This is a genomic window from Methanooceanicella nereidis (assembly GCF_021023085.1).
In the GTDB taxonomy this organism is placed as follows: domain Archaea; phylum Halobacteriota; class Methanocellia; order Methanocellales; family Methanocellaceae; genus Methanooceanicella; species Methanooceanicella nereidis.
The window spans coordinates 301,950-325,151 of the sequence record NZ_PGCK01000002.1; the positions used below are offsets into that span (position 1 = coordinate 301,950).

At 46.2% G+C, this 23,202-nt stretch carries 25 protein-coding genes and 2 pseudogenes; 19 read left to right on the top strand and 8 right to left on the bottom strand.

Features of this window, described 5'->3' with window-relative positions:
• The first annotated feature begins 3 nt into the window (after positions 1-3).
• The 4 genes from CUJ83_RS03665 to CUJ83_RS03680 all read left to right on the top strand — a co-directional run bounded on the left by CUJ83_RS03665 (position 4) and on the right by CUJ83_RS03680 (position 3,470).
• Complete coding sequence (locus CUJ83_RS03665; RefSeq protein ID WP_230740730.1) at positions 4-738, top strand: GltB/FmdC/FwdC-like GXGXG domain-containing protein; 735 nt, start codon at positions 4-6, stop codon at positions 736-738.
• A gap of 123 nt (positions 739-861) precedes the next feature.
• Positions 862-1,050: a hypothetical protein gene (locus CUJ83_RS03670; protein ID WP_230740732.1), complete on the top strand. Its 189-nt coding sequence runs from the start codon at positions 862-864 to the stop codon at positions 1,048-1,050.
• Positions 1,051-1,157: 107 nt separating this feature from the next.
• On the top strand, positions 1,158-2,441 hold the full coding sequence (locus tag CUJ83_RS03675; protein ID WP_230740935.1) for a transglutaminase domain-containing protein: 1,284 nt from the start codon (positions 1,158-1,160) through the stop codon (positions 2,439-2,441).
• Between the two features lie 180 nt (positions 2,442-2,621).
• On the top strand, positions 2,622-3,470 hold the full coding sequence (locus tag CUJ83_RS03680) for an aldo/keto reductase (protein ID WP_230740735.1): 849 nt from the start codon (positions 2,622-2,624) through the stop codon (positions 3,468-3,470).
• Positions 3,471-3,504: 34 nt separating this feature from the next.
• Here the strand turns inward: CUJ83_RS03680 and CUJ83_RS03685 are convergent, their stop codons facing one another.
• From CUJ83_RS03685 to hisD, 3 genes are all read right to left on the bottom strand, one after another.
• Positions 3,505-4,008 (bottom strand): fasciclin domain-containing protein, encoded by a 504-nt coding sequence (locus CUJ83_RS03685; protein ID WP_230740737.1) that lies wholly within the window; start codon positions 4,006-4,008, stop codon positions 3,505-3,507.
• Between the two features lie 161 nt (positions 4,009-4,169).
• Positions 4,170-5,474, bottom strand: coding sequence for an aspartate--tRNA(Asn) ligase (gene aspS / locus CUJ83_RS03690; RefSeq protein WP_369423872.1), 1,305 nt, complete (start codon positions 5,472-5,474; stop codon positions 4,170-4,172).
• A complete protein-coding gene (hisD, locus tag CUJ83_RS03695; RefSeq protein ID WP_230740741.1) occupies positions 5,474-6,745 on the bottom strand; it encodes a histidinol dehydrogenase in 1,272 nt (423 codons plus the stop codon). Before hisD ends, aspS begins: the two co-directional genes overlap by 1 nt.
• 181 nt (positions 6,746-6,926) lie before the next feature.
• On the opposite strand from hisD, the gene CUJ83_RS03700 reads away from it, so the two are divergent.
• Positions 6,927-7,439, top strand: coding sequence for a GNAT family N-acetyltransferase (locus CUJ83_RS03700; protein WP_230740743.1), 513 nt, complete (start codon positions 6,927-6,929; stop codon positions 7,437-7,439).
• Here CUJ83_RS03700 and CUJ83_RS03705 read toward each other — a convergent pair.
• The gene (locus tag CUJ83_RS03705) at positions 7,366-7,911 is read right to left on the bottom strand and encodes a hypothetical protein (protein WP_230740745.1); all 546 of its coding nucleotides are present in this window, start codon (positions 7,909-7,911) and stop codon (positions 7,366-7,368) included. The genes CUJ83_RS03700 and CUJ83_RS03705 overlap by 74 nt on opposite strands.
• Positions 7,912-8,469: 558 nt before the next feature.
• Here CUJ83_RS03705 and CUJ83_RS15985 point away from each other — a divergent pair.
• Together CUJ83_RS15985 and CUJ83_RS03715 are read left to right on the top strand one after the other, a co-directional pair.
• Positions 8,470-8,640: pseudogene (locus tag CUJ83_RS15985) on the top strand (DapH/DapD/GlmU-related protein); the annotation flags it as partial.
• Positions 8,640-9,185: a DUF1616 domain-containing protein gene (locus tag CUJ83_RS03715; RefSeq protein WP_230740747.1), complete on the top strand. Its 546-nt coding sequence runs from the start codon at positions 8,640-8,642 to the stop codon at positions 9,183-9,185. The pseudogene CUJ83_RS15985 and the gene CUJ83_RS03715, both read left to right, overlap by 1 nt.
• 392 nt (positions 9,186-9,577) lie before the next feature.
• Here CUJ83_RS03715 and CUJ83_RS03720 read toward each other — a convergent pair whose 3' ends face one another.
• Both CUJ83_RS03720 and CUJ83_RS03725 read right to left on the bottom strand, forming a co-directional pair.
• Positions 9,578-11,065, bottom strand: coding sequence for a B12-binding domain-containing radical SAM protein (locus tag CUJ83_RS03720; protein ID WP_230740749.1), 1,488 nt, complete (start codon positions 11,063-11,065; stop codon positions 9,578-9,580).
• Between the two features lie 130 nt (positions 11,066-11,195).
• Positions 11,196-12,737: a PAS domain-containing sensor histidine kinase gene (locus CUJ83_RS03725; protein ID WP_230740751.1), complete on the bottom strand. Its 1,542-nt coding sequence runs from the start codon at positions 12,735-12,737 to the stop codon at positions 11,196-11,198.
• Between the two features lie 174 nt (positions 12,738-12,911).
• Here CUJ83_RS03725 and CUJ83_RS03730 point away from each other — a divergent pair, with 174 nt between their 5' ends.
• Positions 12,912-13,739: an ion transporter gene (locus tag CUJ83_RS03730; protein ID WP_230740753.1), complete on the top strand. Its 828-nt coding sequence runs from the start codon at positions 12,912-12,914 to the stop codon at positions 13,737-13,739.
• A 266-nt stretch (positions 13,740-14,005) separates the two neighbouring features.
• Here CUJ83_RS03730 and CUJ83_RS15990 read toward each other — a convergent pair.
• Positions 14,006-14,182: pseudogene (locus CUJ83_RS15990) on the bottom strand (DapH/DapD/GlmU-related protein); the annotation flags it as partial.
• 596 nt (positions 14,183-14,778) lie between these two features.
• On the opposite strand from CUJ83_RS15990, the gene CUJ83_RS03740 reads away from it, so the two are divergent.
• From CUJ83_RS03740 to pspAA, 11 genes are all read left to right on the top strand, one after another.
• Complete coding sequence (locus tag CUJ83_RS03740) at positions 14,779-14,958, top strand: ribbon-helix-helix domain-containing protein (protein ID WP_230740755.1); 180 nt, start codon at positions 14,779-14,781, stop codon at positions 14,956-14,958.
• Entirely contained in the window at positions 14,955-15,635 is a 681-nt protein-coding gene (gene queC, locus CUJ83_RS03745) for a 7-cyano-7-deazaguanine synthase QueC (RefSeq protein WP_230740757.1), read from the top strand. The genes CUJ83_RS03740 and queC overlap by 4 nt, the downstream gene beginning before the upstream one ends.
• A gap of 4 nt (positions 15,636-15,639) precedes the next feature.
• Complete coding sequence (locus CUJ83_RS03750) at positions 15,640-16,194, top strand: DUF366 family protein (RefSeq protein ID WP_230740759.1); 555 nt, start codon at positions 15,640-15,642, stop codon at positions 16,192-16,194.
• Positions 16,194-16,934 (top strand): 7-carboxy-7-deazaguanine synthase QueE, encoded by a 741-nt coding sequence (locus CUJ83_RS03755; protein WP_230740761.1) that lies wholly within the window; start codon positions 16,194-16,196, stop codon positions 16,932-16,934. Before CUJ83_RS03750 ends, CUJ83_RS03755 begins: the two co-directional genes overlap by 1 nt.
• Entirely contained in the window at positions 16,935-17,279 is a 345-nt protein-coding gene (locus CUJ83_RS03760) for a 6-pyruvoyl trahydropterin synthase family protein (protein WP_230740763.1), read from the top strand. It abuts the gene before it with no gap.
• A gap of 172 nt (positions 17,280-17,451) precedes the next feature.
• Positions 17,452-18,132, top strand: a complete 681-nt coding sequence (locus CUJ83_RS03765; RefSeq protein ID WP_230740766.1) for a phosphate signaling complex PhoU family protein — start codon at positions 17,452-17,454, stop codon at positions 18,130-18,132.
• Between the two features lie 11 nt (positions 18,133-18,143).
• A complete protein-coding gene (locus CUJ83_RS03770; protein WP_230740769.1) occupies positions 18,144-18,881 on the top strand; it encodes an HAD family hydrolase in 738 nt (245 codons plus the stop codon).
• A 5-nt stretch (positions 18,882-18,886) separates the two neighbouring features.
• Positions 18,887-19,900 (top strand): aminoglycoside phosphotransferase family protein, encoded by a 1,014-nt coding sequence (locus CUJ83_RS03775; RefSeq protein ID WP_230740771.1) that lies wholly within the window; start codon positions 18,887-18,889, stop codon positions 19,898-19,900.
• 63 nt (positions 19,901-19,963) lie between these two features.
• Positions 19,964-20,629 carry a DUF4013 domain-containing protein gene (locus CUJ83_RS03780; protein ID WP_230740773.1) on the top strand — a complete coding sequence of 222 codons (666 nt, stop codon included), beginning with the start codon at positions 19,964-19,966 and terminating at the stop codon, positions 20,627-20,629.
• A gap of 95 nt (positions 20,630-20,724) precedes the next feature.
• Positions 20,725-21,423: a PspA/IM30 family protein gene (locus CUJ83_RS03785; protein WP_230740775.1), complete on the top strand. Its 699-nt coding sequence runs from the start codon at positions 20,725-20,727 to the stop codon at positions 21,421-21,423.
• Positions 21,420-21,698, top strand: a complete 279-nt coding sequence (gene pspAA / locus CUJ83_RS03790) for a PspA-associated protein PspAA (protein ID WP_230740777.1) — start codon at positions 21,420-21,422, stop codon at positions 21,696-21,698. Before CUJ83_RS03785 ends, pspAA begins: the two co-directional genes overlap by 4 nt.
• 431 nt (positions 21,699-22,129) lie before the next feature.
• On the opposite strand, the gene cax is transcribed toward pspAA, so the two are convergent.
• Positions 22,130-23,185 carry a calcium/proton exchanger gene (cax, locus tag CUJ83_RS03795; protein WP_230740778.1) on the bottom strand — a complete coding sequence of 352 codons (1,056 nt, stop codon included), beginning with the start codon at positions 23,183-23,185 and terminating at the stop codon, positions 22,130-22,132.
• Positions 23,186-23,202 lie beyond the last annotated feature (17 nt).

Here is a 23,202-nt window from a genome sequence, read left to right on the forward strand (position 1 = left end):
CATATGAAGATAGACGCGAACGAGATGAATTATAAGGACCTTAACAATAAGGTCCGCAAGCTAGTCGAGGACGGAGAGGCCTGCATCGAGCTGGACCATATCTGCGGCCAGAAGTTCATCGGTGACGGGTTAAAGGGAAGGTCGAAGATAGTCATAAACGGTGTGCCCGGTAACGACCTTGCCGCGTTTATGGACGGCCCGGAAATAATAGTGCATTCCAACGGACAGGACGGTATCGGCAATACAATGAACTCCGGTAAGGTAGTCATCCATGGACACGCGGGAGACGTCATAGGCTATGCCATGAGGGGCGGAAAGATATTCATCAAAGGCGATGTAGGCTATCGCGTCGGCATACACATGAAATCTTACGGCAATCACATTCCGTGCATAGTTGTAGGCGGTACTGCCAGCAACTTCTTCGGCGAGTATATGGCCGGAGGAGTCATGGTGCTTCTGGGACTCGGGGAACACAATGGCGATCCGATCTCGGGAGATTACACCGGCACGGGAATGCACGGCGGTGTCATCTACGTCAGAGGCGACATTGATGACTCGTACCTGGGAAGAGAGGTAAAAAAAGTAGAGCTTGACTCCCATGATATTTCCAGGCTGTGCAAGCTTGTAGCGGAGTACTGCTCTCACTTCGGATACGATTATGACGAGGTCATGAGCAAGCCATTCATAAAGCTCGTACCGAAGTCACACAGGCCTTATGGCAACATGTACGCCCATTAGGCCTTGATTATTTTCCTTTTTTTAACATGCCTCTGTTCATTATGTTATAATAACACCTTAGCCACGGTTTTATCGCTATTATCAAGGACATTTGTTTTTAGATAGTATAAAAAATCCTAATTCATGTCAATGAGCAGGATACTGATAATGTTATTCGTTCTGATAATGTTCGTAATAATCTGGCGGCTAATTGATCTTCTGCTCGGCACCGCGCTGGGAATTTTCATATGGGCATTGAAAACGGCACTGTTCTTGATATTAATGTACGCCATATACATACTGTTCATAAGGCAATCGCCCGTAACAGCATAGGCTAACGTTTATACGCTTATAGTACAAATAATAAAAATACAATAACTAAAAAATAAATATCATATATAGTATTGTTGATTCTATAATTGTGGGGTAATCGCTTGTTCGTGCCAAAGATCTATGACCGGAACGGCCTGGACGCTTACAGGATAGTGGGTAGCGATGGCAGCGAATTTTTTTATGAAGGCGAGATAGAGCACGTTAACGATCAGGTCTTTAAGGACGAGCAGGGAAAAATGTATCTGCCGCTTATCACGAATCTTCGAGACGGTACAAAATACTATGTGGAAGTGGAAGTAGAGGCCCCGTTGATAAAGACATCAGGTGAAGAGCCTGAAGAAGAAAAAAATATTGCAAGCCTTATACTTGCATCCCCCAGAAATGTCGACAACTATCCCGAAGATATCACAGCCACAGCCGGAAGGCAAATTACGGGCGAAGAGAGACCTTTGCAGGAAACCAAAGATGTTGAAACTGAAGACAACATTACTCATGTCCAGGGATTTGAGAAGGGTCCAATACCGCAGGAGGTCCCTGAGATCGAAGAGCGGGTTCCCGATGCAGTTGTGAGACCCGAAGAGAGTATATCGGAAAACGCCCCGGAAAAACCGCCTGATTATGAGCGACCGGAAAGATCGAGGGGAAGAATGCCGTCTTTTATGATCGTGGGGTTTGTTGCAATCATTATAATAATCGTGGCGATTTCCAGCGCATATATTTTGAAGCCGGATATGATAAAAGGCTATATGTCGACAGGAGCGACGACCACGCCTTCAGCTACCATTACAGCTACGCCTGTACCGACTGCCGATCCGACGGTATCTCCGACTGAAGAGCCCGTCAGCATGAGCATATATGATACCATGATGCTTTTGTCCTCGGCAATAGACGGGTCGGACGGATCTGTGAAGGCCTATGCGGATAATAGTATTAGCCAGGACTCGACAGATAGTGGAAATAAGCTAGCCGCCATCCTTGACATCTATGAGAAGGTATGCGCGGATTGGTCTATGGCAGAGCCGGGAAACCAGTTGCCTGGTCATCCGGCGGTCACAGTAAAAACGATGAATGGTGATATGAAGGACTATAGCGTGCTGATGTGCTCGCTTGCAAAGTCCCTCGGTTTTGAATCGCGTATCGTGGTCTCTTTTACCGATGAAGGCCAGAAATTTTATCCGGAGATAATGGTAGCTTCTGACGAGACAACATTTGATAATGTAAAAAATTATCTTTATTCAAGGTATAGAATTGACAGGCCATATGTCCATACAGGTGATTCGGAATACTGGATAAACCTGGAAATAGATTCTCCCGGAGCCGTTATCAATTCTTCCGAAGAATACGCCGTCTATCCTGAAGGTTACATCGTGAAGCTCATGACAGGCTCTTGAGGAACAGGCCGGCCAGGTTTTACCAAAACTTATGGAGCCGCAATACGCGTTTTTTAGACCTTATTTGCCGGGAAATATTGAAGTATTTCCTTTTATTACGTCCATATTTTATTTAAATAAAGTAGAATTTTTATAAATATAAAAGCCTGTTTCCGGATTATTTATACAGTGGTGGGTTTTATGGCGATCGACACGACATTGTTTGGCAATACAGGGGTAAGGGTCACTCGCATCGGACTGGGCGGTGAGGGCGTCCTCCGCACATATGGAATGGAAAAAGAAGCTGAAGCGGTCATAAAAGAAGCGACAGAAAAAGGCATAACATATTACGATTGCGCGAAAGCATATGCAGGCAGCCAGGGGTATTATGGTAATTTCTGGTCAAAATACAGGGACGTTCGTGCCGGGATCTTTCAGGCAAGTAAATCGGCATCACGCGACAGGTCAGGAGCGCTGAGCGACCTTAGTGAGACATTGCGGACAATGAGCTTAGAGCACCTTGACCTCTGGCAGATCCACGACGTAAGGACCAGGGAGGATATAAAGGAGATAGAGGAGCCCGGAGGAGCCCTGGAAGCTTTCATTGAGGCGAAAGGCTCGGGAAAGGTGCGGTTTATCGGTGTGACCGGCCATCATGACCCGGAAATTTTGACCTATGCTGTGGAGAACTGGCCTGTAGACTCCGTTATGATGCCTGTGAACCCTGTTGAAGGATCTATCGGAGGATTTTTAGACAGCACATTGATAGCCGCGAGAAAAAAAAGCATAGCGGTGATAGGAATGAAGATACTCGGCGCTCAAAACTATATTTTTCCGGATGAAGGGATAACACCAGATGTGTTGATAAGATACGCGCTATCGCAGGATATTGATGTGGCCATAGTCGGATGCTCGAACATTGGCGAAGTGAGGACGCTTGTAAATTGCGGGACAAAAATTATGCCCATGACGGAAGAAGAGCGAGAAGATCTTGTGGATCTGTTCAGGCCCTATGCTAAAAAACTTGCATATTACCGCGGCGTATTGTAAAAAAAGTGGCTGAGTGAGCGCCTCAGCAAGTTGATTACGACGGCATCATCACTTTGTCTATGACGTGTATCACACCGTTATTTGTCATTATGTCAGCATTGGTGACTGTTGCGCCATCGACCATTACTTTGTCACCTATTACAGTGACCTTAAGCTCCTGGCCCTGGACGGTCTTAAGCGTCTTCATGTTCTTAATGTCGGCAGCGGTAAGCTTACCCGGCACTACATGGTAGGTCAGGATATTTTTAAGCTTAGGCTTGTCATTGACCAATGACTGCACGGTCCCTGCAGGCAGCTTATCAAAGGCGGCATCGGTCGGGGCGAATACGGTGAACGGTCCTTTTCCGCTTAACGTATCCTGAAGGTCCGCGGCCTTTACCGCTGTTATCAGCGTGTTGAATTGTCCAGAGTCCTGTGCGACCTGTACGATATTCTTATCAGCCATCATCTGGTTTGATGTCGCCAAAGCAGGAGAAGCGAACACTGACACCATAGCAGCTAATAAAAGAACTGTTAGTAATTTTTTATATCCATCCATCCTTTACACCATCAAGACAATATTATTTCAATTTTTTATAGATTCGCAAAAGAACATAATTAATAAATCAGGTGTTAACCGCGTTTATACGGAAATCGCGAAAGGATAAAAAAGGCATACGTAAGTATGCCCTATAAAAAAGATAAATTAGTGCTGCCCGATCAGGGCGTGAGCCTTACGCGGTCTCTCGGGAACAGCACGGCTTCCCTGACGTTGTTCAGGTTAAGCATGGTCTGCAATAGCCTCTCGGCTCCCAGTCCCCATCCTGCGTGAGGAGGCATGCCAAAACGGAACGCGTCAAGGTAGAACTTGAAGCTTTCAGGGTTGAGGTCCCTTGCCTCGAGATTCATGACAAGCTCATCGTGACGGTGCTCTCTCTGCGCCCCCGAGGAAAGTTCCATGCGCGGATGCATCAGGTCAAACGCCTTACAGACCGACGGATCCGAATCGCAAGACTGAGAGTAGAATGCCCTGATGCCTGTCGGCCAGTCCACGATGAAGTAGTGCTCCCCTATGGCCTGCCCGAGGTAATTCTCTGCCTGCGTTGTAAGGTCGTCGCCGTAATCCAGTTCAGCGCACTCAGGATCATTCTTGATGATGTCCATCGCTTCCTTATATTTAAGCCTCTTGAAGGGAGTTTTCGGGACCTGTAGATCGATGTTCAGCAGCTTTAGCTGTTTCTCGCAATTGTCCTTAACATACTGATAGACATATGCGATAGTATTTTCCAGTAATTCCATCGCGTCCTCATGAGTCGCGAATGAAAGCTCCACGTCGATGGATGTCGCCTCGTTAAGATGCTTACGTGTCGCATGCTCTTCGGCCCGGAATATCGGGCCTATCTCATATACGCGGTCCATTCCGGCAGCCATCATCATCTGCTTATAAAGCTGCGGGCTCTGGTTAAGGAAAGCCTCGCGCTCAAAATAGGATATGGGGAAAAGCGCAGTGCCGCCTTCCGTAGCGGTGGCCACGATCTTAGGGGTCGCTATCTCCAGGCAACCCTGCGAGCAGAGATAATCCCTGACGGCTTTTATCATATTGGACCTGATAATGAATACTGCGGTGACCTCCGGGCTCCTGATATCGATGAACCTGGCGTCAAGCCTTGTGTCAAGCTCCGCCGGGACCTTTCCAGTGGGATCCAGCGGCAGCGGCGAATCCGCAAGCGATAATACCTCTATGCAGGATGGTATGAGCTCAAAGCCGCTAGGGGCTTTAGCCTCTGCTTTTACGGCCGCCGTGACAGAAACCACGGATTCGCGGCTTAAGCCTTTTAGCTTATCGACGACCTCTTTCGGGACTTTCTTCTTGGGCATCGTGACCTGCATAAGGCCTTCCCTGTCCCTGACTATTAAAAACGCTAAACCTCCGAAATCACGGATCTCGTGCACCCAGCCGTTAATAACGACCGTATCGCCGTTCATTTCCGGCTTTATGTCCTTAGAATAGTGAGTCCTCTTCATCATTCAAACCTCTTTGCCACCGATCTTGCGTGAGCGTCAAAACCCTCAATGTTGGCCAGCGCTATGATCGTATCCTTAATGCCCTCCAGCCCTTCGCGGTCAATGACCTGAATGCTCGTGGTCTTTATGAATTGCATCGTGTTCATGCCCGAGAACGTTTTCGCGTAGCCCCCGGTCGGCAGGACGTGATTGGCGCCGCTGGCGTAATCGCCCGCTGCAACTGGAGCATATTCTCCTACGTACACAGTGCCTGCGTTCTTTACTCTGTTAAGCACGGACAGCGGGTCACGGACCATTATTTCCACGTGTTCCGGCGCTATAAAATTACATACTTCGGCCGCGGACTCCAGGTCCTTTACCACATATATGCCCTTGCTCGCTTTCTCTATTATCTCCTTTCGCGCCGCCTTAGCCGTCTGGACCGCGATCTCGTTCTCCACGGCATCCGCCAGAAGCCTGGACGTCGTAAGCAGTATCGACATGGCATTTACATCGTGCTCGCCCTGTGCGATCATGTCCGCAGCGATAAAGACCGGGTTAGCGCCTTCATCCGCGATGACGACGATCTCGCTAGGTCCGGCAGGCATATCGATCTCTACGGAGTCCCTCACGTACATTTTAGCGGCCGTGACGTATATGTTACCTGGCCCTACTATCTTTTCCACCTTAGGTATTGTCCCGGTACCATATGCCATTGCCGATATCGCCTGTACGCCGCCTACCTTGAATATCCGGTCGGCTCCCGCCATATCCAGGGCTGTCAGTGTGAGCGGGTGTATCGACCCGTCCTTTCTTGGCGGTGTGCATGCGATGACCTCCGGGACTCCTGCCACCCTTGCCGGTATGACCAGCATGAGCGCCGAAGACGGGTATGAGCCCATCCCTCCGGGCACATATGCGCCTATGCGGGACAGCGGCGTATATTTTTGCCCCAGCCTTATGCCGGGGTAGATCTCCGTAAGCCACGTCTCAGTCGATGGTAATTGCAAAGCGTGAAAAGCCTGAATATTTTCTATAGCAGCTTCCAGATGGCCTATTGTCTCATAGTCGATAAGCTCTTCGGCATTATAGATCTCATCTTCCGTCACCTCTAAGCTCTCAATGTCTACGCCGTCAAATTGCTTTGTGTACTTTTTAACCGCAGCATCGCCGTTCGACCTGACATCGTCGGCGACCAGCTTCACGGAGCCCATCACTGACTCTATGCTGGTCCTGCGCTTAAAGAGCTCCTTCAGCACATCTTCATCTATGTTAGAAAGCTGCCTTATCATCCAGTCCTCTCCTGTTCGTACACCATGCCATCCCGGATGGCCACGGTGTATATTAGATACATTACATTTTTGCTTTTGCATAATACATCTAAATGTTCTTTAAACTTTGCGTTAAAAGACCATAAACCAAAAACTATTTTCTTTAATAACCAGATACAGAAGCAAAATTCGAAGGTATCTTATGGAAGATCAGTGCCGGCAGGAACTTAAAAAAAGAGAGGCCGAACCGGGAATAAACATCAGAAAAGCCGTGGGCAGCGATGCTGAAGAGATGTTCAGGCTTGAATGTTTGTGCTTTGACATAGAAGCGTTTTCGATCGAACAGCTAAGGTACCTCATCCATACGAGGACGTCAATACCTCTTGTCGCCGAATTTGACGAACATTTCGCCGGTTTCGTCATCGGGCTCACCAACAGGAACAGGGGCGGCATTTATGGCAGGATATACACTCTCGATGTAGACCCTGCATGCCGTGGAAAAGGAATCGGGATGGTCTTAATGTCCCGTGTCCTTGAAGAGCTGAAAAGGGCGGGATGTAAGAAATGCTTCCTGGAAGTAAAAGTGGAGAACAAGAGCGCTATATCATTATATAAAAAGCTGGGCTTCGAGGAAAAGGATACTATTTTAGACTATTATGCGAAAGGAGTCCACGCAATAAAGATGAAGAAGGACCTGAAAGAGCCTGGTCGTTGAACATATACGTGATGCACAGCGCGGCACAGGTCAGGTTAAGCGCTATTAACCCCACGGATATAAGATAAGACGATGATCCTATCAAAGAATACAACAAGGATACGTCTGTCCCGGGGGTATAGTTTAATGCATATAATGAAGTGCGCACTGCGATGAACAGCGTTACGGGGCCTGCATCGATTAATAAAGTCGCGAAGGCTAAAACTGTCGTCATTGCCAGGCCTGCCATGTAAAGCAGTATCATGCCAGAATCATCTTTTATGGCTGTGTGCGTTGTGGAAGCATCCAGGCCGAAGTAATTAACGTATATGCCGTACACTTGCCCTTCAAACGCTTTTACGATAACGGCGTGAGCGCATTCGTGGACATAGCCATAGAGTATATTTGCCGCCCAGAGCGCCAGAACAAGGCACATTACCTTAAAAATCACATGCGATGTAACTTCGACAGAGAGTGTATCCTTAAGAAGCATGTATTATGAAAAAATTAAATAAACTTATAAATCCTTTCTCCTGGATTTTGAAAATTTTTTTATAATTAACTGTGAATATGAAAATATTTTCCCAAGTAATAAATTTATAGTCTAATTATAAATAAATTAAAAAAGGAATGTTTTTATATTATGCTAGTTATACATTAATTGGTTGCTATGGAAGCAGTTAAAAACCACCTATTATCGATGCTTCAGCAAGACGCCGGGAACGCGTGCACATATTTCAAACGCAGGACAACGGGGATCATCTCGAACGTCCTCGGGGACTATTACATAACCCAGCACATGAGAACGTATATACTCAGGGCCAGCGGAATGAGGCTCGGTAAAGGCGTAAGGATCAGGGCCCCTATGCACGTGGAAAGGCCGGACCGGCTCACGATAGGCGAGTCATCGTTCATCAACAGGGAAGTTTACATCGATAATACGGCAGCCCCGGTCCATATTGGTAAGAACGTCATAATAGGGTTCAGGACTTCGATAACCACATCCAGCCACGACCCAAGGTCAAGAGATATGGAAGGCAGGGCTATCACCATCGGCGACGATGTCTGGATAGGTGCCTGCGCCACGATATTGCCGGGAATAAAGATCGGCGACGGGGCGGTAGTAGCGGGCGGAGCTGTGATCACAAAGGACGTAGAGCCTTATACGATGGTAGGAGGAGTCCCGGCCAGGCCAATAAAAAGCCTAAGAGATGATCAGTAATGAGCATGCTTGATAAAAACAATGTATTATTTACGGGCATCATCGCAATGGTGCTGATAAGCCTGGTCACAGGCATATATCTAATCTCATCAGCACCCGCCGAAACTGTGGAAGAGCGCAATACAGCCATGTTTATGTTCACTTCAGACATCGAAAAGAACATCACAGAAACCCCTGCCACGATCAAGGTGCCTTTCTATATAGAAAACCATGAAGGAAGGGACATAGAGTATAGATATAGCATTGACCTTTTCCTTAAGGACGGATTCTTCCATCAGAGCCTTGACAAAAAGGACGCATGGACAGAGGACCTGAACGTTGGGCAAATATTCAACGCAGCTTCCGGCAGCGTTTACGTGCGGGACGGGGAGATACAAAAAGTGGAATGTGAAGTGCCATTTTCATATGACGGCCTCTGGAAATACTCGAATATCACTTTGGGCGACGACGACTGGAAATACATGAACATCACCATAAAATTATACAAAGACGGCTCGGATGAGATCTACAGGTCCCTGAAGCTATGGGCGCTTAACAAGATATAATGAGTTGAACGCTTCAAAATTGCCTGTTCCATTATGTATTTTTTCTAATTTTTATAGCCGCGATGATTGTACAAAATAGTACAGGATTAAAACAACAAGCTCACAAAGGCAAACAAGGACCATTATCTTCCACCACAAAGCGCTCGAAGGCGAAAAAGGTCCACAAATTTTTTTAAAGTATATGTTAATCTTCTAAAAAAGTCCTTTGTGTACCCTTGTGCCCGTTGAGCCCTTAGTGGTGGAAACTGGTGTACCCTTGTGCCCGTTGAGCGCTTTGTGGTTAACAAATTAGAGAACTTCGAGCTCTTTGCGGGGAAATAGAGTGAATCAGATTGTAATACCAGAGGAAATAGTCTGAATACGTATATAGCGGATGTACTGATGTTCTTCATTTAATTTTTATAACTTGTAAGCTTTTTCTTTGCCTGGCTTCGTACTGGCATATACCGGATCCGGTTCTCTGCCATCTTGACCAGGGCGCCCAGCTTTCTTGCATCACTGTACTTCCTGAACATCAGCTCCGAGTTTACATAGTCCAGCTCGGAAGACATGTATTTCCATGCGAGCTCTATATCGCCGAAGTCCATTTGCCTTGACCTTATCACGCAGTTGAAACCGTCATAGGACCCGAATCCGGCATCCTCTTTTATCAGTTTTTCCTTCAGGGCATCCTCCCTTAATCCGGTGCCATGGTAAGGCGTCATAAGAGAAACGACGCTGCGGATGTTTATTTTTCTCGCATAGTCAAGATTCCGGGATACGCTGTCCCAGGTCTCTCCCGGAAAGCCCACAATATAAAATCCGGTAAGATCGATGTTATGCGACCTGCACACATCTATCATCCGTTCTATCTTTGGCACGGAACCGGGGTCCTGGCCGATCTCGGACAATGTGCTGTCATCCGTCGATTCTATGCCGGTCATGATACGCGCGCACCCGGCCTTTGCCATGATATTTATCAGTTCCTCGTTGAGGTTCTGCAGATCCACTTCGCAGGTCCATCTCCACCGGCGGCCGCTCCCGACGATGCTGTTACAAAGACCAACAAGCCTATTCTTATTAAGGGCGAAATTCGGGTCCCTGAACTGTATGTTCGTCGCCCCGAACCGCTCTTTGAGATAGATGAGCTCCCCGAGCACGGATTCCGGTCCCCTCGAGCGCCATTTTCTCCCGTGATGCACGGGGTAAGGGCACATGTTACACTTATTCGGGCATCCCCTGCTGGAAAGCACGTAAAATGTAAAGTCTTCGACCTTGTGCCTGAACGCATAATATTTCAAAGGTATAAGATGCCATGCGGGGTACGGGAGGGATTCGATATCCTGACAATAGACCCAGTCAGAAGTGATCTTCAGACCTTCGTCATCCCGGTATAATACACCTTCGCATGATCGTATATCACCCGATGCTAACACATCAGATATTACAGCTTCCGGCTCTCCGAACAGTAAAAAATCGCCCTTGAATTCGTCTATCCAGTGATCATAGGTATTTTTTATGACCGGGCCGAATCCAAAGACTTTTGCGGACGGGCATCTCTCTTTTATCCCGTTGATGAGCTTGATGTCAGGTATTAATGAAGGAAGGGAAATACGTACCCCGATGGCATCCGGATCTTTTTTTACGGCATTAGTTATGGTTTGCTCCGCGGACATTCTCATAGCAAGGGCGTCGACGATCTCTACGCTGTTACCGCTTGACTCGAGTACTGAGGCTGAATATAATAGATCCATGGGCGGGCCTGAATGCTGTTCCAGATTAAAATTATAAAACAGGCTTTTCAGGAAAGATATCCCGGGGCTGGTCCCGAGCCCTCCTGCCATATCCCTGAAAGACATGTGTCCCGGTATCTCCGGTGGGTTCACAAGAACGATATTCACGGCTATTTCTCCTGTAGTAAGCGCTATGTATGTCCACAAAAATATAGCTGAACAAAAAGGAAATAGTTTAGTTACGGATTAAGCGGTTAAAGGCCGATATCCTCTATTAAAACCGGTAAGCGATAAAGGGTCATGCTTCCGGGATCAAGACCACGAGCCTGCAGCCTTTTGTATGATCGCCCGGCACCCTGTCCTCCACCCGGAATGTCCCGTTGAAATCGTCCACGAGCATCTTTGTCAGGCAAAGGCCGAAGCCTTTTCCCGATGCCCTTGTCTTGATAAGCGATAGCCTTTCGAACAGTTTGTTCTTTAGACTGTCCGGTATCCCCGGGCCGTTATCCTCAACTATGACCTTACAATAATCCTTACAATTTTCCGTGACCTTCGACAGTTCTATATTTATGACAAGGGGGCCGTTAGAATGTTTTATCGCATTGCCGACCAGGCTGGAAAAAACATCGAATAGCAACTCGTTCGCCATGACGAGGCATCCTTCTACCGGGGAATAGGATATGGTCACGTCGCGTCCGGGGACATTAGAGTATTGTTCCTTGATCTCCGATAATATTGCACTGATGTCTATGGGGCAGTTCTGGAACTCTCCCGCCTTAGACCTCTGCGCCTTTCTCACGTTGCCAATCAGTTTTGAGCTATTCTTTAATATTTCAAATGGCTTCAATAACAGTTTTCGGCCATCTTCATCAAGTTCAATACTATCCAGCGCCAGCTCAAGGTATCCCATAGCGATCTGATTCATATTATTGATGTCGTGGCCCATGAGATCCACGTAAAGCTCGGCCTGTATCTTTGCTTCCTGAAGCTCTTTTTCGACACGCTTGCGCTCTGTGATATCCTGTAAAGTTCCTGACATCCTGGCCGCTTTGCCGTGATCGTCATACGTGACCTCACCCTGGCCATGGATGATACGCTCTTCGCCATCCGGTAAAATGATACGAAAGTCAATATTAAACGGTCTATCAGAATAGATCGCGTCATTAACCGATTTTTTTACTATCTCCCGATCGTCAGGATGGATGATATTGTAAAAAGACTCGAACCCGTTCTTACAGTTTTCAGGGTCCATACGGCAGATATTGTAGATCTCCTCGGACCAGCGGATCCTGTTATTTTTAATGTCCCACTCATAGCTTCCGAGGCGGGCTATTCGCTGCGATGTCGCGAGATTCTTCTCGCTCTCCTTTAACGCTTTTTCAGCCTGTTTACGCTCGGTGATATCCCGGATAATGCTGAAAAGCACACGCTCTCCGTCGAACGATATGCCCTGCGAGCTTACCTCTACCGGGAAAGATGTCCCATCCTTTCGCCTGTGGACCGTCTCAAAAAGGATACCCCGGTCATCAGCCTCTTCCATCTGCTCTTCGACCAGGGGGCTTGACGATGATTCTCTGAGGTCATAAATGTTCATCCCCAATAGTTCCGGCCCTTTATATCCATAAGCTTTAATAGCCGCATCGTTTGCTTCAAGGATACTGCCGTCCCTGCCAATAAAAAGAATGATGTCGCGGGCATGCTTGCATAGTATCTCATATTTCTTTGAGACCTTGTCCAATTGCTTATGACTCTTTTTATAGATATTGAAGGCTGAAAGTTCCCTTTTAATCTCATTTAGCTCTATGATGAGCTCGTCATAAGATCTGGCACTATCGTTCATATCCTTAAAAGCGATTTTTATTCTACTACTGTCCGGATTATATTGTTTTGATATACTTATTGATATATTTTCACGTATTTCAATTGTATAATAATGCTAATTGGATGGATAAAATTAAAATTATAATTACTTATATCATAAAATATATAGTATTAACTGATTATGGGATAAGCCTTGACCGACCTAAAAAAGAGGATATACGATATACTTAACGTGAACGATCCCGATGACCTCACTACAAAGGTAGTCAACCTGTTCCTTATGGTCCTCATTATACTTAATGTGGCCGTTTTTTTCATCGAGACGACCGGCTCCCGGTTCATTAGCCATTCCATATACTGGTCCTTCGAAGTGTTTTCAGTTGCAGTGTTCACTGTCGAGTATATTTTAAGGGTATGGACCTGCCCGCTGGACATCAGGTATACGGATGATTTAAAGGGCAGGCTTAAATATGTGACCACAAATGTGCTTGGTGTCGCTGACCTTTTTGCGATCCTGCCTTTTTACATAGCGGTCATGGTGCCGGTCATAGCGCCGCTCGACTTCAGGTTTGTCAGGGCTTTAAGGCTCTTCCGTATCTTCAGGCTCTTTAAGCTAGCGAGGTATTCCGACTCGTTAGATATTCTGGAAAGAGCGCTGATAAGGCAAAAAGTATACCTGGCCCTTACTTTCGCCATACAGGTCGTCCTGCTGCTGTTGTCTTCCGGACTGATGTATTATATCGAGAATGATGCGCAGCCGGAAAAATTCAAAAATATTTTTGATTCGATGTGGTGGGGGCTTATACCGCTGACCACGGTAGGCTATGGCGACATATATCCTGTCACTCCGCTGGGAAAGATAGCCGGGGGCATCCTGACGTTCGTAGGCATAATAGTGATGGCGCTGCCCATCGGTATCATTACGACCGGCCTTGAGGAGGAGATCAAACTGGAGAGAAAGAGAAAGCGCAGAATGATGGTAGAGGAAGTATTACTAAAGGATGTACGAAGGATAAAATGAGGGACATATCTAAGTAAGGTCTTATCAGGGAGATTGCTGATTTTTATGCCGGGGTATTTCTTTGACCTGCCGGTTTTTCGATAAAACGCCAATAACTCGCTTCAATACGATATAACCAATAAGTGCTTGAAAAACTATAGTTGATTGTGGTAGTATGGGTAAAATGCCTCAGGAATTCTCAAAAAGGTTTGAAGACAGCAAGTCTAAAAAAAGTAAAAGTAAAGAGTATACGGACCAATTGTCACATGTTTTTGGCAAAGGCCGGTTCAAGAGGATCGTCCCGTTTTTCTCATCTTGATCTTTTTAGCGGGCACTCCCCCGACCACAGAATACGGCTCTACGTCCGAGGTCACCACTGCCCCGGCGCCTATCACCGCGCCTTCGCCCACCGTCACCCCGGGCAATATGGAAGTGTTGGCGCCGATCCACACGTTTTTCCCTATGGTTATCGGCTTTAGTTCGATACACTTAAGGCCGTCGTTCTCGTATCTATGGTCCGTCGTCATCAGTATCGCCTTACATCCGATATGAGTGCCGTCGCCGATGCATATCCCGCCTGCGTCTTCAAGTATGACTCCTGTGTTTATGAATACGTCATCGCCTATTACGAGGTTGGTGCCGTATATGCAGTATACGAAGGGCATTATCACTACGTTATGGCCCATCTTTTTGACCAGGCTTTTATATATCAGCGAGCGCGAGTTCTCGAAAGGCCACATACAGGCCAGCGCCCTCAACGCCCGATAATAGCTGCGATAGGTCCTCGTGGGAATATCTGTCAATCGCATAGTATAAATTAATGTAATATAAAATTATAAATATTTCTAATGGCCGGATCTTCCGGGAAAGATCAATGAAGATAAGTTAGCCGGATACAATGCTGCGTATGTTCACTGGTTGATCACAGATACAATGGCATATTAAGGCGATCTGATAAGCAGTGGATCATATCCGGGTAAACTTTTAGGAAAATTGATCATTTGTACCACACATATTTATATTATCACAGTATTACCCAGGTATGAACGTGGTATTATCTATGCCGAAGATCAGTGTTGATGTCCCCCAGGAACTTCTCGATGACCTCATGTCACATGTAGGAGAAGATAAGAAGTTCGTCAGCCAGTCGGACGCCATCCGTGCGGCAATAAGAAAAATGCTGGACTCGCTTGATGAGATAGATGAGAGACACGGCCGTATCCGGAGGATGAGGAAATGAAGTCTATCGTGCTATTATCAAGCGGGCTCGATTCCGTTGTAGCTTTTAAAAAGGCTTATGATATGTCGGATATTGTGCTCGCCATAACGTTCGATTACGGGCAGAGAGCCGCAGCACAAGAGATCGAACATGCTAAAAAGATATGCGGGCGCTTTAACGTAAAGCACCTGGATATCGAATTGCCCTGGCTGAAAGAGATCACCAGAACAGCGCTCGTGAACAGGGAAAAGGCGGTGCCGGAGCCAACGGAGCAGGAGCTCGACGATATAAAGGGAAAGGCGCTGTCCACGGCTCACCAGGTATGGGTGCCTAACAGGAATGGCGCTTTTATCAATATCGCCGCAGCCTATGCGGACTCGCTGGAAGCAGATATGATAATATGCGGGTTCAACGCGGAAGAGGGTGCGACGTTCCCGGATAATACGCCCGGGTTCGTGGAAGCCATCAATAAAAGCCTCGAATATTCATGCCTGAAGAAGGTCGCTGTAAATGCTCCCGTAATTGACCTTGACAAAGAGCAGATAATAAGGGAAGGCGCCGCGATAAACGCCCCGATCGACCTGAGCTGGAGCTGCTATTATTCACACGAGAGCCCTTGCGGTAAATGCGAAAGCTGTATGAGAAGGGCCCGCGCGTTCAGGCGTGCAGGGATACCGGACCCGTCGCTGGAGGGCTGAAAAAGTGAAATTGCTGATAGCGGATGAGACCATCGACTATGATGGCAGCCAGATAGGCTCTTTATGGGCTTATACCAGGTTCAGGCTGCAGGATGACAGCATAGTCTGCTTCCGTGGAAAATGTAATGTCACCCCGGACCACATGATAGACCTCGAAGACCGAGTCATGGACGAAAAGATAGAGTCCCCCGATATGATACATTTTATCGTTGAACACTTTGATATGACGTCGCTGAAGCTCGCATATGCCCGCCAGAGGCTTCTCGCGGCGATCGCGGCAGAAGTATTCAAGGACCGGGGAATAATCGTAAAGAGGTCGGGAGACGACCTGTTTTACGATGGGGGTAAATTATCCATATCTATAGCATCTGCCAGCCCGGTAAGCCATAAGATACATTTTGGCATAAATGTGCGGTGTGATGAGTATATGAGCCTGGAAAAGATGGGTATCACGGACCCTGAGGCCATCATGGCCGTGATAGGGGAAAGATATTCGGCAGAGTACGATGATATCGAGATGTCCCTTAGAAAGTCAAGACCACTGGGAGTGTATTTATAATGAGGTCGCCCGTAAGAGAAATATTCGTGAGCGTGCAGGGAGAAGGCCCTTATGCAGGATACAGGCAGATATTCGTAAGGTTCCCTAAATGCAATCTTGAATGCCTGTACTGCGATACGCCAAAGGAATGGGATATGTCGAATAAGTGTATGATCCAGATCACCCCGGGAGTAAATGAGTTTAAAGAGTTCGATAACCCGTTATCGAACGATCAGGTGCTGGAGATCATCAAGTATTACAATAAGATACATTCAGTATCATTGACAGGTGGGGAGCCCCTGCTTTACGCACGCTTCATAAAAGAGTTGAAATATTCAAGGTATCCCCTGTATCTTGAGTCAAATATGACGCTGCCTGAAGGAGCGAAGGAGATCAAGGACATTATCAAGTATGTCGCCGGTGACTTTAAGCTAAAGACACACTGCGACTTCAAGGGGCAATACGAGAAGGTGTTTAACGATACTGCAAGGTCTTTCAGCATATTGAGAAAATCAAGCTTCAGGGATTGCTTCTGCAAGATGATAATCACTAAAGACGATGAGAAGGAAAACATGCTGCATGCCCTGGACCAGATAAAAGGATGTTTATCCACGTTGATATTACAGCCGGTGACGCCTGCGGAGAAAATATCCGAACCGGTGCCGGTGAAAAAGGTCATGGAATTCCAGGAAGCTGCGATGGACGTAATAGAGGATGTAAGAGTAATACCTCAGACCCACAAGATGTGGGGGTGTTTATAAATGAAGTTAGGTGTAATCGAGTACATAGACAGCGCTCATTATTTACCCGGCCACGAGACATGCGGATGCACGCATGGCCATACGTATAAAGTCGAAATGATAATAAGCGGCGAAAAGAGCGGCAAGGGTATGGTAATGGATTTTTATGAAATGAAAAAGACGTTGAAGAGAGTCTTAAGCGAATACGATCACAGGTGCCTTAACGACATCATAGAGTACCCGAGCGTCGAGAACCTGTGCGAATCAGTATACTCTAAATTACGTGCTGAGATACCTTTTCCGTTCTCATTGAGGATATGGGAAGGAAAAGGCAAATGGTGCGAGATAGATGAAAAAGGCATTTAGGAACGTGCCGGCTTGAGCAATATGCCGGACAAATAAATTGCTTTTTTACTTTTTTCTTTTCTTTAATATTCTCAATGTTTTTAATTTTTTAGTTCGCATATTTTATTATATAATAAAATGAATAATTAAGAATAAAACAAACTTATTGATAACACTTTTACTTGAGGTATAAATGCCTAAAACCATGCTAAAGAAAGACATTGAAACGCTAAGATCGTCGGTCAGCGATATGATGAGCCTGGCGGAGGAAATGATATCAGATTCGATACGCTCATTATACGACCATGATATGGACATGGCGAACAGCGTCATCGGCAGGAATGACAGGTTAAAAAGCCTCGAAAGGGACATCGATGACATGTGCATTGAATTATTGAAAGAGGGCATGAAGAAAGCGCAGCTTAGAGAAGTCGCCTCCGCATACAAATTTGTGATCGACCTCGAAAGTATAGGATATCATTCTATGATGCTGGCCAATGTAACCCTCGCATTATCAAATAAGCCTCTGACCGGGTCTGTGATCGAAGTGAGCAGAATGTCGGAAATGGCACTGGATATGTTGAGGATCTGCAATAAGGCATACAGGAACGGATCGCGCATAGATCTCGATAAGGTCTTCGGCTACGACCGGGAAATAGAAAAGCTGAACAACGATATTTTTCTGCGAACGCTCTGCTCGGCCCTGCATGAGCCGGAGACGCTGACTAACAGTATCTATATGATCATGGCCTCAAGAGAACTGGAGAGAATAGGCGACCATATTAGTGATCTTGCAAGACGCGTTGACTATATCCAGACCGGGAAGCTGGCTGACAGGATGATGCATATCCATATCCCTGAACAAACCATTTAATGGTGCTTATCGTGGAGATCAAAGCAGTCATATCTGACATATATACCACTCTTATCGATATAAAAACGAACGAAAAGGATAGCACTCCATATAAGCAGCTCGCCTCATATCTAAAATACCATGGCATATACCTATCCGCTGACGAGCTCAAGTGGTTCTTTTTTGAAAAGAAAGCCCTTCAAAAGAGATACAGCGACCATGAGTACCCTGAAGTGGACTACAGGCGCATATGGTATGAGATATTGAAAGAAAACCAGTATGACTATACGGGCCCCGACATTAACAACTCTTCGATAGTCAGCGACCTGGTAAAGCTCCACAGGGCGCTCACTACCGAGAAAATAAAACTCTATAAAGAGGTGTATAAAACCCTGGACAGCCTTAAAGGACGGTACAGGATGGGAATAGTATCGGATTCTCAGATCGACCATGCTTACCCGGAGCTTAAGATGCTGGGCATAAACCGGTTTTTTGACATCATCATAGTTTCTGCAGAGTTCGGGTTCCGGAAGCCGGACATAAGGCTCTTTACGGAATGCCTTGGCAGATTATCGGTAAAACCTTCTGAATCGGTCTATATCGGTAACGATACTTTCCGGGACATAAAAGGTGCCAAAAACGCGGGCATGAAAACCATACTGATAATGACCAGGCACGGCGACAAGGACATAACCATTGACAAACCGGATTATATCATTGACAGGATCGACGAGATATACGATGTTTTGAACGACCTCAGCTATAGATGATACTTATGAAGATCAAAATAGGGAAGGTAAAAGAAGATTCGGACCTGTATAAGTACCTTAAAAAACGTTCATTAAATAAAACAATGGGCATTGGCAGCAAGCCCGCGTTATATGTTGAAAAATTGAACGGTTCACATAATGTCTATCGTATCAGCGATAGAAAAAGCCATAAAAAATTCATTATAAAGTCATTTTATGAAGAGGGAAAATCAAGATCAAACATGGTACATTACCTTAACAAAGAGTATGACAGGATAAAATACTTTAGAGATCTGGGTGTGGGCAATGATCGATACAAGACTGTAAAGGTCATCAATAAAAACGACGAGAATCTTTTTTTGATAGAAGAATATGCCCCTGGTGCCAGCCTTTCCACATTCATAAAAAAAGCATATATCGAAGACAAGCCTGAAATACTCTACGAAAAGCTGACGCTGCTGGCAGGGTATCTAAGCAGCCTCCATAAAAAGACCGGGAAAAAGCGCAGGATAAACCGGACGGCAGTAAAAAAAGAAATAATTAAGCATTCATACCAGGCTTATTGCGAAAAAGCCCTTGACGGAGAGGAGCTGCCACATATAGAACACCTTTTAGATAAGTGGCTATCATATGATCCGGTAAGAAAAGCCCATATATCCCTTGTGCATGGAGACGCCACCCCATCCAATTTTTTATTCAGCGAGAACGGTATGTTAGCGATCGACCTTGAGCGGTCGCGATACAGGGACCCTGTACAAGATCTCGGGACAATGGCAGGGGAACTGTTCCATTATGCGACCATGTATACTAAGAACCCGTACAACGCCGATAAATTCATAGGCCACATGTACTGGTACTATGCCGGAAATTTTGATGACCAGTCTGGCATGTTCATAGACCTGACCAAACGTAACCCGCTTTATATGGCAAACTCAATGTTCCGGATATCCAGGAACCCTTACATCTCGCTCAAGTATAAGAGAAAGCTGGGACACTACGCAATGAAATGCCTTAGCTCCATAGATAGGATGGGTAAATAATAAGAACATGACGGAAGTATTCTTGTACCATAAAAGAGTAAATAAGTCGATGGAGGTCCCCATATGGAACAAAATGAGGGATTTATTGATAGTGTTGTCAATTCTTTTAAATACGGATTGTCAAATCCGGCATCGCTTCTTGTAGGCGGGTTATTATTTATCTTAAGCCTGGCGATCATCGGCATACCGTTTGTGCTGGGATATGTGACCAGATGCATGAGAGAGCTTTTAAAAGGTAACAAAAAAATGCCGGATTTTGACGATGTTGGAGAACTCCTAAAAGATGGCATTTTCGTGACCATACTGTTCGTGATATATGGCATCGTCATTTTCTTGATCTATCTCGTTGCCCTGATCCCGATAATTTTATCGGATATGGCAGACAGTAACGTGCTTCTGATCATAGGGCTCGTATTGCTCGTGCCTATTATGATAATCATAATCTTACTGGGCATAATGGCATATCTGGTCTGGGTCGTATATGCGGCGACCGATGATCTTGGCAAGGCTGTCAACCCATTGAACTCGCTAAAGTTGATACTGGCCAACCCGGTCGGATTCCTCCTGTTGATGGTCGGAATATTCATAATAGGATTGATCAGCGCTTTTGCATGCATATTCATAGTGACCATACCATGGGTAGGGTTTTTCCAGTACGTGGCATATGCGTATATCCTGACGTGGTTCTACAAGGAAACAATGAATACCGGAAAGGTCACGTTAGCATAAAAGCGTTTAAAAATCTGTCGCGACGCAATTGTCGCGATTTATTTTTTAAATAAAATGTTTATAGGAAAAAGTATTACTTTTATTTCGGGATATTTATGGGACTTTTAAGCAGGCTCACGGCCACGATCAAGGCCAAGATCAGTAAGTTACTGGACATGTTCGAGGACCCTCGGGAAACTCTCGACTATTCTTATAAGAGACAGCTGGAGCTTCAGCAGGAGATCAAGAAAGGCATAGCTAACGTTGTGACCTCAAAGAAAAGGCTCGAGCATCAGAAGACAAAGCTTGAATCGAGCGTAAACTCATTGAACGAACAGGCCAGGGAAGCCGTCGCTGTCAACAGGGACGACCTTGCAACTCTCGCCCTCGAGCGTAAAAAACAGATGATGAACCAGATCGAGGCCCTGAGCACACAGATACAGGACATGAAGCTCGAACAGGACCGCCTCATGGACATGGACAAGAGGCTTGCGACGAAGGTAGAGATATTCCGTTCGCAAAAAGAGACGATAAAAGCCCAGTACTCGGCGGCCGAGGCAAAAGTAAGGATCACGGAGGCCACAGCAGGGATCGGCGAAGAGATGGCCGATGTGGGCTTTGCAGTACAGCGGGCAATGGATAAGACCGAAGAAATGCAGGCGCGCAGCGAGGCGCTGGACGAGCTTATCGAGCAGGGTGTCATACAGGAGTTCGGTACCGATAAGACGCGTGTCGAGATGGAGCTTGAGAAGATAAAGGATGAAGCTGACATCAAGAGAGAGCTGGAGATTATGAAACAGGAGGTAAAAAGATGATCATCAGGATACTGAACGAGAACCAGTATATCGTCCCGTCCCTGTACCTGGATGAGATCAATGAGATCGATAACGAGATCGTCCGATGCATAGCGAAAAGCGACAGCGAAGGGTTTAAAAAGAAGTACGCGGAACTTGTGGAGATCGTGCGCAGTAACGGAATACCGATGGACCCCGCGACTATCAAGGAATCCGATCTTATCATACCTCCGGCGGATGTCACGTTCGAAGAAGCGAGAAATATCTTCATCGGCGAAGGGCTGATACCGGGATAAATTGTCAGCCCACAGGTATTTTTTTATCTTGAAGGTCCTGAAGGATCTATGCTAAGTCATATGTTTAGCTGAGATATTCTCACTTTTTTAATTACTACAAATGATACCAGGTACCACTAGCTTCCAACCACAAAGCGCACAAAGGCGAACAAGGAACACAAAGAGCTTCTTTTAGATGATTATCATATATTAAAAATTTTTGTGGACCTTAGTCGCCTTCGTGCGCTTCGTGGTGAAAAATAGCGGACCCTAGAGCCCTTAGTGGTGAATATCATATGAAGTTAATTTGTATCTGTTGTTAATTAATATACATCACGCTGGATCAGGATCATCGCCATCTCACCAGGCAATGACCCTGTAAACTAACCGCTCGAGGACTCCAGTTATAATAAAAAAATGAACTATTAGGCCTCAATGGACGCCTAAAAATATCATATTAGGAAGAACACGACACCCATCATTGCATACAAAGCTATGAGCTGCACTCCCTCGAACCAGTTTGATTCTCCGTCCGAGCAGATCATATTGGCGATCACGACGGCTGCGATGATCGCAACTACCTCGAACTGGTTAAATACGAGCGTCATTGGATTACCCCAGATATAGCTGACGAAGACAAGCACCGGGGCGATGAGGAGCGCTATCTGCGTACTCGACCCGATAGCTATGCCGAGGCTGAGGTCCATCTTATTTTTGATCGCCATCAGTATCGCTGTACTGTGCTCAGCGGCGTTACCTATTATGGCCACTACGATGACACCGATGAATAGCTCTGTAAGGCCCAGTGATGCGCTCACTGGCTCCACAGCGCCCACCAGGAACTCGCTTTCCATTGCTATGACGGCCGTGGTTAACAACAGCACCATTATTGCCTTATTTTTCGACCACTTTGGTTTACATTCCTCAGGGTCTTCCTCGCAGGAATATAGATGCTTATGAGTGCGCAGCGAGAATAGCAGGCTAAAGATATAAGTGATCACCAGAATGAAAGATACGCCGAGGCTCAATGTCTCAACAGTGTTAAAGTCGAATATGTGGGATACAAGGGCAGGCATTATTAAGCCGACCGCTGCAAGCGCCAGCATAGTGGAGTTAGCTCCCTGGACCTGAGGGTTGAAAGTCTGTTTTTCCCTTTTCAGCCCGCCGAACAGCATACTGCATCCGACAATAAGCAGCATGTTCCCTATGATACCACCCGTGATGGATGCTTTCACGACCTCGAACAGGCCTGCCTGCAAGGCGAAAATGGCTATTATGAGCTCTGTAGCGTTGCCAAAAGTGGCATTGAGCAGCCCGCCCAGCCCGGCGCCCACCTGTTTTGAAAGCTCCTCGGTGGCTTTTCCCATGAATCCGGCAAGAGGTATTATGGCGAGCGCTGCCGTGAAAAAGATAAATACCGGGTTAGAGTGCGTCAGTTCCATGACTATGCTGATCGGTATGAAGATAAGTAAGATGAACAGTATTCTTTCGAAGCTCAACTTTAACATGAGCGCATAATACACGA